The 8,418-nt window shown below is 27.5% G+C and carries 8 protein-coding genes; all 8 read left to right on the forward strand.

The features are described from left to right. Nucleotides 1-2 precede the first annotated feature (2 nt). The 8 genes from HMPREF3186_RS05820 to HMPREF3186_RS05855 all read left to right on the forward strand — a co-directional run bounded on the left by HMPREF3186_RS05820 (nt 3) and on the right by HMPREF3186_RS05855 (nt 8,393). Complete coding sequence (locus tag HMPREF3186_RS05820) at nt 3-2,870, forward strand: insulinase family protein (RefSeq protein ID WP_060914339.1); 2,868 nt, start codon at nt 3-5, stop codon at nt 2,868-2,870. 12 nt (nt 2,871-2,882) lie between these two features. After that, nucleotides 2,883-3,527, forward strand: coding sequence for a tRNA (guanosine(46)-N7)-methyltransferase TrmB (gene trmB, locus HMPREF3186_RS05825; protein ID WP_060914340.1), 645 nt, complete (start codon nt 2,883-2,885; stop codon nt 3,525-3,527). A gap of 150 nt (nt 3,528-3,677) precedes the next feature. Then, nucleotides 3,678-4,235, forward strand: a complete 558-nt coding sequence (gene efp, locus HMPREF3186_RS05830) for an elongation factor P (RefSeq protein ID WP_003145634.1) — start codon at nt 3,678-3,680, stop codon at nt 4,233-4,235. A 70-nt stretch (nt 4,236-4,305) separates the two neighbouring features. Next, entirely contained in the window at nt 4,306-4,842 is a 537-nt protein-coding gene (locus tag HMPREF3186_RS05835; protein WP_060914341.1) for a DUF1697 domain-containing protein, read from the forward strand. 74 nt (nt 4,843-4,916) lie between these two features. Then, a complete protein-coding gene (locus tag HMPREF3186_RS05840) occupies nt 4,917-6,317 on the forward strand; it encodes a GntP family permease (RefSeq protein WP_060914342.1) in 1,401 nt (466 codons plus the stop codon). A 117-nt stretch (nt 6,318-6,434) separates the two neighbouring features. Next, entirely contained in the window at nt 6,435-6,623 is a 189-nt protein-coding gene (gene rpmB, locus HMPREF3186_RS05845; protein ID WP_003144993.1) for a 50S ribosomal protein L28, read from the forward strand. A gap of 457 nt (nt 6,624-7,080) precedes the next feature. Further along, complete coding sequence (gene xerS, locus HMPREF3186_RS05850) at nt 7,081-8,127, forward strand: tyrosine recombinase XerS (protein ID WP_060914343.1); 1,047 nt, start codon at nt 7,081-7,083, stop codon at nt 8,125-8,127. Between the two features lie 62 nt (nt 8,128-8,189). Beyond that, on the forward strand, nt 8,190-8,393 hold the full coding sequence (locus HMPREF3186_RS05855) for a CBU_0592 family membrane protein (protein WP_060914344.1): 204 nt from the start codon (nt 8,190-8,192) through the stop codon (nt 8,391-8,393). Nucleotides 8,394-8,418: the final 25 nt, after the last annotated feature.

Consider the following 8,418-nt stretch of genomic DNA (forward strand, 5'->3'; position numbering starts at 1 on the left):
ATATGACATTTGAACTTATAGAAAAGAAATATCTAAAAAATATAAATACAAATGCTTATCTTTATGAGCATACAAAAACTCGTGCTAGATTAGTTTTCTTTGAAAATGATGATATAAATAAAAGTTTTAGCATTAGTTTTAAAACTATTCCTTATAATGATAATGGTATTTTTCATATTTTAGAACATTCTGTTTTATGTGGTTCAGCGAAATATCCAGTAAAAGAACCTTTTGTAGAACTACTTAAAGGTTCTTTTAATACATTTTTAAATGCAATGACATTTCCTGATAAAACTATGTATCCAGTATCATCTAAAAATGAAAAAGACTTAGAAATATTGATGGATATATACTTAGATGCAGTATTTAATCCGAATCTAAAAAACAATCCAAATATACTTGCCCAAGAAGGATGGCATTATCATCTTGAAGATAAAGAAGATGAACTGATATATAAAGGTGTTGTTTACAATGAAATGAAAGGTGCTTATTCATCAGTAGATGAAGTACTAGATCAATATGTAACGGAACATCTATTTAGTGATACTTCTTATAAATATTCTTATGGAGGAAAACCAGAAGCTATCCCTTCAATTTCACAAGAAGAATTTTTAGAGACTTATAATTATAATTATCACCCAAGCAACAGCTATATCTTTTTATATGGTGATTTAAATGTTGAACAATATCTGAATCATATTGATAGTTATCTAAATAATTACGACTATAAAGACTATAGCGATTATAACTTATCACTTCAAGAAAACTTTACTGAGGATATTGTTAAACGTACATATTTTAACGAAGATGTAAAAGATAAAGCTTATGTAGCTTATAACTATATTCTTGGTGATAGTAATGAGTTTAGTAAAATCGAGAATATCGATATAATAGATGATATTCTTCTTGGAAGTAGTAATACAGAATTTAGAAAATATTTCATTGATAACAATATTTGTGAAGATGTATATAGTTACGTTCAAAAAGATCGTAAAGAAACTGTATACTCAATTATCTTTAAATACGTAAGCGATGATAAATTAGAAAGTCTTGATGCAGAATATAAATCTTTATTAAAAGGTATTATTGATAAAGGCTTTGATTATGAGCAAGTTCAAGCTTCAATTAACAAAAAGAACTTTTCTATCAAGGAAGAGATCAATAAAACTTCGTCACCTAAGGGTGTATCTTATGCTATTAGATTATTAAGAACATGGTTATATAGCGAAGATAATATATTAGATGCATTTGATTTAGACAACGTAATTTCTCATTTACAAGAAAATTGCGTTAATAAACAATACGAAACTCTTGCTAAACAGTTTCTAATTGAAAATAATAAACAAGCTATATTACACTTAATTCCGACATTAGAAAAAGAAAATAAGGAAAAAGATTTAGTTGAATATAAAGCTACTTTATCAGAAACTGAATTAGAAAGCATTGTTAAAAATACTAAGTCTCTACAGGAATGGCAACATAGTACCGATAAAAAAGAAGATTTAGAAAAAATTAAAAGTGTTGATGCTAAAGAAGTAGAGCTAAAAAATCCATTTGAAGAAACATTCTTTGAAGAATACAAAGGTATAAATTTTTCACACTATGATACTGTGACTAATGGTATTTCGTATTCTAAATTACTATTTGACATAAGTGATTTAGAAATTGAACAGTTACAATATGCATCAGTATTATCATATTTATTATTTAACTTTAATACAAAAAATAAAACTGAAGCTGAGGTTATAAAAGAAATAGGTGCAAATCTTGGTGGTATTAGTTCTTATGTAGATGTTTTTAGAAAACATAAGAGTGAAGAATGTGAAATGAAATTCATAATCAGTGCTAAGAATTTAGTAGAAAAAGCTGGAGAACTAGCTAAGATTTTAGATGAAACTACACTTTATGCAGATTTTGAAGATAAAGAAGCACTATACAATGTTCTCTTAGAAATTAAGTTAATGCTAGAAAGTAGATTTAAAAATTCTGGACATGCTTTTGTAGCACGTCGTATTAGTGGTTTCTATAATCCTCAAAGTAAACTTGCTTCATATCATGGAGAATATGATTTCTACTTGTTTATAAGTGAATTAGTAAATAACTATGAGCAAAATAGTGATAAAATTAAAGAACAGTTATACACTGTTACAAGTCTAATTTTTAATCAAGCTAGATTATTAGTTAACTTTGTCGGTAATAAAGAAGAATATACTAACTTCAAAGAAACTATATCTTCATATTTAGCTAAATACCCTAGTGAATTAGATAAACAAAAAGGTCTTGAAATTAAATTAGAAGAACAAGGTTATTCTGAAGGTTTTTACTTTGATTCACTAGTTCAATACGTTGGTGCTGGTTATAATATAAATGATTACACTGGTACACACTTAGTACTAAGACATATATTAAGCTTAGATTATTTATGGAATAATGTCCGTGTAAAAAATGGAGCCTATGGTTCTGGAGTGATATTTAATGCTTTTGGTGATTTTAATTTATGGTCATATCGTGATCCAAACTTAACGGAAACTCTAGAGATATATTATAATATTAATAACTACGTAGCCAATATTGATGCTGATGAAAAAGATCTTAATAAATATATTATAGGTACACTAAATTCATTAGATGTTCTAATGTCACCAAGTGCGCAAGCTGCATATTCATTAAACAAGTACATCACAAATTCTCCATTTGAAGTTTATGATAAACTTGTAAATGAAATAAAGAATACAACAGTAGAAGATTTAAGAAAATTAGCAACAGAATTTGAAAATATCAAATCTAAATCATATACTTGTGTATTAGGCTCAAAAGATAAAGTATTAGAAAACAAACAATTATTTAATAAAACAATAGAATTAAAATAGAAAGGTGCATGAATGAGAGTTCGAAATAGAGCAGATGCTAGAGAGCGTCTAGAGAATAGTCCAGTTGTATTTTTACAACCTAAGGATAATAAAGGAAAATGGAAAGAAATTTTTGGAAATGATAATCCAATACACTTAGAAATAGGAAGTGGAAAAGGTAAGTTTATTCATACACTTGCTGAAAAACACCCAAAAATTAACTTTATAGCTATGGAGGCACAACCAACTGTCTTAACATTTCTATTAGATAAAGTTGAAGAAACTCATAGAGAAAACTTAAAGCTTATCTCAGGGAATGCTGAAGATCTATTAGAGTATTTTGCTGAAGGTGAAGTTGATCGATTATATCTTAACTTCTCTGATCCATGGCCTAAAACAAGACATGAGAAAAGACGCTTAACATTCCATACGTTTTTAGCTTGTTACGAAGCTATTTTAAATGGAAACAAAACAATAGTTCAAAAAACTGACAATCAAGGTTTATTTGAATACAGTGTAATGAGCTATGCTAAATATGGATTTACTTTTAATAGACTTTCATTAGATTTAACTAATAGTGTATATGAAGAAGATAATGTTCATACTGAGTATGAAGATAAGTTTATTAAAAAAGGTAATAGAATCTACATGGTAGAAGCTGTAAAAGAAAGTAAATAACTTTAGTTTACATAAATATATTTATGTAAACTAAAAATGTTTATTTATTTTCTTTGTATAAATTACACTAAAATTATTAGTTTATACCTTGATTTTAAAAAAGAATTTATTTATAATAATATTAATACAATTTAAAGGAGAAATACAATAATGATATCAGTTAATGATTTTAAAACTGGAGTTACTATCGAAGTTGATGGAAATATCTGGAAAGTAATGGAATTCCAACACGTTAAACCTGGTAAAGGAGCTGCATTCGTACGTTCTAAATTAAGAAATATGCGTACTGGTGCTGTTAACGATAAAACTTTCAGAGCTGGTGAAAAAGTTGCAAAAGCTCAAATTAACAACCAAAAAATGTCATACCTTTACTCAACTGGTGAAGCTTATGTATTTATGGATAACGCTACTTACGAGCAAATCGAAGTACCTGAAGCACAATTAGAATATGAATTAAACTTCTTAAAAGAAAACATGGAAGTTTCAATCTTAATGTTCGGTGATGAAATCTTAGGAATTGACTTACCAACAACAGTAGAACTTACTGTAACTGAAACAGAACCTGGTGTTAAAGGTGATACTGCACAAGGAGCTACGAAAGCTGCTACAGTTGAAACTGGATACACTTTACAAGTACCTCTATTCGTTAAAGAAGGAGACGTATTAGTTATCAATACTGCTGAAGGTTCTTACGTATCAAGAGCATAATTTAAGAATAATAATAATAAAATTCTCTATTATTTCGATGATAGAGAATTTTTTATAAAAGGAGAAACTAATGAAATACGTACTTTTACTTCGTGGCATCAATGTCGGTGGTAAGAATAAAGTCTCAATGGCTGAATTTAAAGAGATGATATCACATTTAGGTTATACCAATGTAATTTCATATATAAATAGTGGTAATATAATATTTGATACTTCTGATAGTATCGAAACTATTAATCAAAACATATCAATAATATTGAATACTTATCCATTTAAAATTAATAAAGTAATACTTAGTAAGAGTCAGTATCTTGAGGAACTAGATAACTTACCGAGTTGGTGGTTTAACGATTTATATAGAAAAGATGTATTATTCTATACTAATGAAATAGACTATTCAATTATGAGAGCACGTATAGAAAAAATGCCTCTACAAGATGAAGCTGTTCATTTTGGTAAATGTGCCGTGTTCTGGGGTAAATCCAACGAAACAAGCTACTTAAAAACTTCCTATCATAAGTATTTAATAAAAGAAAGTTTCTATAATTCTATTACTATACGAAATTCTAGAACATTTGAAAAAATAGCTGATATCTTAAAAAAATAAATTATAAAACGTTTATCTTTACTTATCTATATTAATAATGTTATAATTACCTAATGAAAATTAAGGAGAATATAATGAAATTAGATAAGATATTTATTGTCTTAGGATTAATAGTCTACTCTTCATTAGCATTTTTTTTAGGAAATTATTCCTATAAGTTATTGTTAGTATTTATTGGTATTAGTGCTCTTATATTTTTAATAACAAAATTACATTTTGAGCCATTTTTATCAATATTAATAGTTGCTATTATTCTAGGATTATTTTTAGGACTTCCCGCTAATAAATTGATAGATTCTATAGAGAAGGGGACTGGATCTCTTCTAGGACATTTATCATTAATATTAGGTCTAGGAGCAATGTTTGGTAAAATATTGGAAGAATTAGGTGCAGTAGAGATTACGGCAAAGAAAATGATTAGTGTATTTGGACTTAAGAGAATCCAATTAGGCTTACTTATAGCTGGAATGTGTATAAGTTTTTCTTTATTCTTTGATGTATCTTTTATTTTAGTAATTCCAATTATTCTTGCAGTAGCAAAGGAGTTAAAACTAGATAAGATATATTTAGCCCTTCCCGCAAGTATAGGGGTTTTAACTATTCATGCTTTATTCCCACCACACCCTAGTCCGAGTATTATCACTAAAACATTCAATTTAAATATGGCCGAAGTATTTTACTATGGGTTAATTGTTGCTATTCCTACAGCTTTTATTGGTGGTTTACTATTAACTAATTCTAATTTAGTAAAAACAAGAGTTAGTTCAGATACTAAAGAAAAGAATATAAGCGTTCTAAAGATTGAAAATCAAACTATGAGTACTTCTTTTGCTATCTTATTAATGTTATTACCAGTACTTTTAATTACGATTCCTACAATAGCTTTAGGTATACCTAATTTGTCAGAAACAATAAAAGGTATCTTAACAATTATAAGTAATCCAGTTACTGCATTAATAATAAGTTTATTAATAGCTATTATTGAATTAATGATAACAAAACATTTAAGAATAAGAAGTATTGTTCCATTACTAAGCCAATCTCTTAAAACAATTGCAGTAGTGTTACTAATTAATGGTGCTGCAGGTGGTTTAAAACAAGTATTAGTTGATTCTAAAGTTACTGATGAAATTGTTAGACTGACTAATGGTCTTAATCTATCACCAATTGTTATTAGTTTCCTAGTAGCTGCCATATTAAGAATATCATTAGGTAGTGCTACAATAGCTGCAATAACAACACTTGCTATTGTCGAACCACTAGTTGGTACTGTAAGTTACTCACCAGTATTTATAATGCTAAGCATCACGGCAGGAAGTATGTTCTGTTCACATGTAAATGATCCTGGATTTTGGCTATTTAAACAATATTTGAATTTAGATTTTAAAACTACATTTAAGACCTGGACACTAGGAACAACAGTATCTTCTGTCATAGCGTTTATTATAATATTGTTTATAACATCGTTTGCATAAAGAAAATTATTATAAATTAAAGTTTTTACTTGCTATTTATGTTAAGGTATGTTATATTATTAGTTGTGTATGTAGTAAATGTTATGAATAAACTATTTCCAAAAGGAGGATTAATTCATGGCAAAAGTTTGTTACGTAACTGGACGTAAAGCTCGTTCAGGAAATACTCGTTCACACGCAATGAACGCAAATAAAAGAAAATTCAAAGCTAATCTACAAAAAGTAACAATTTTAGTAGACGGACAACCTAAAAAAGTTTGGGTTTCTGCTAGAGCTTTAAAATCTGGAAAAGTTGAGCGTGTATAATTAAGCGATAAACTTTAAGCTATCTAAGGAAACTTAGATAGCTTTTTACATTAATTTAATGATAAATAATATAAAAATGAGAAAAATACCAAGAACAGGCATTTAAATCAATTCTGAGCGTTTTTAGTTCTTTTTGTATAATTATACAAAAAATAATTTTAGGACGCTTATACGGCATTTAAATAGGTGATATTTTTTATAGAGGACAAAAAACAAAAAAACACAGTAATTAGTTTTAATATTAAGAAATACAATATACAATATCATATTTTGATACAAAATTAATTTAAAATAATAATACTTAAAAACTAATAGTAAGAAAATAAAATTATAAGATTAAAATATTAGAGGACAAACATATATTGAAAGAACCAGCCAAATATGATATAATATAATTGTTCGCATAATACATATTATATGTATAATTTATAAAATTAAGGAGAATGTAGTAATACCAATGAATCAACGTGATTATTATAAACAAAAAATCAACAAAATACTTCCAGAGTTTCCTGATTACATAGAAGATTTTATTGATACATATTATGACAATTTATCTCCGTTAACTTTACACAGATATTTAGAAACCTATAAGAACTTTTTAAATTGGACTATCAGAGAAACTATATCTGATGCCGAACTCATTAAAGATGTCAGTCTTTCTACATTAGAAAATATTTCAAAAAAAGAAATGGAAAGTTATTTTAAGAGTCTATCTCGTGAACAAGTTAATGGTAAATACCGTAGTCAAACTACTATAAATAACTATAAAGCTGCTATGAGGTCACTTTATAAGTTCCTTACAGTAACGAGTGAAACTGAGCAAGGTAAAGCTTATTTCGAAAGAAATGTTATGCTTAAAATCCCGATTAATCGTGTTAAAGAAACATTGTCTTCAAGATCAAAGAAAATATCAGAAAAGATATTTTTAGATTCTCAAGATGAAGAATTCTTACAGTATGTTGAATTTGAATATGAAAAGACTTTGTCTAATCACGGTAAATCATTTTTCTTAAGAGACAAAGCCAGGGATTTAGCTATACTAACACTATTTTTAAAGAGTGGTATTCGTGTTAACGAACTTGCTAATTTAAAAGTAAAAGACATAGACTTTCTAAATAGCGAAATTAATGTTATCAGAAAAGGTAATAAAGTTGACACAGTAATAATAACCAAATCTGCTTTAGATAGACTAAACGAATACATTACTTCCCTACCTTTTAAACTTAATAGAGAAGATTATGTATTTATTAGTAAAAACAAAACAGGACTATCAATAAGAGCTATTCAAAAATTAGTAATGAAATATACAGATGCTTTTAATGTTCCAATGTCTCCTCATAAATTAAGACACAGTTACGGTACAAAACTAGCTTTAAAAACTAATGGTAATATACCAATAATTATGACTCAAATGGGACATTCTAACAGTGATACATCAATGCTATACATTAATGAATCAAAAAAGATTATTAAGCAAAATATTGATAAACTTGATGATTAGTATTGAATTATATCTTCTATTGAGGTAAAATATAAAAGTTACTAAAAATTAGGAGGTTAAAGATGGGTATTATTGTACAAGTTTTAGGATCACTATTAATACTAATAGGATTTGTATTTAGTCAATTAGGAAAACTTAAGACAACTTCTCTTAACTATCTATTACTAAATGCCATTGGTGCTCTAATTTTAGGAATAGATGCATTTATCGGAAAACAATGGGGATTTGTTTTACTTGAAGGTGTTTGGTCAATAGTTGCAATGTAAGCGTCCAATAACGAGGTATCTATCT

Source organism: Gemella haemolysans (genome assembly GCF_001553035.1).
Taxonomy (GTDB): Bacteria; Bacillota; Bacilli; order Staphylococcales; family Gemellaceae; genus Gemella; species Gemella haemolysans_B.

Coding starts and splice junctions, on each gene's coding strand:
- rpmB (WP_003144993.1), top strand. CDS start 6,435: ATGGCAAAAGTTTGTTACGTAACTGGACGTAAAGCTCGTTCAGGAAAT.
- xerS (WP_060914343.1), top strand. CDS start 7,081: ATGAATCAACGTGATTATTATAAACAAAAAATCAACAAAATACTTCCA.
- HMPREF3186_RS05820 (WP_060914339.1), top strand. CDS start 3: ATGACATTTGAACTTATAGAAAAGAAATATCTAAAAAATATAAATACA.
- trmB (WP_060914340.1), top strand. CDS start 2,883: ATGAGAGTTCGAAATAGAGCAGATGCTAGAGAGCGTCTAGAGAATAGT.
- efp (WP_003145634.1), top strand. CDS start 3,678: ATGATATCAGTTAATGATTTTAAAACTGGAGTTACTATCGAAGTTGAT.
- HMPREF3186_RS05855 (WP_060914344.1), top strand. CDS start 8,190: ATGGGTATTATTGTACAAGTTTTAGGATCACTATTAATACTAATAGGA.
- HMPREF3186_RS05835 (WP_060914341.1), top strand. CDS start 4,306: ATGAAATACGTACTTTTACTTCGTGGCATCAATGTCGGTGGTAAGAAT.
- HMPREF3186_RS05840 (WP_060914342.1), top strand. CDS start 4,917: ATGAAATTAGATAAGATATTTATTGTCTTAGGATTAATAGTCTACTCT.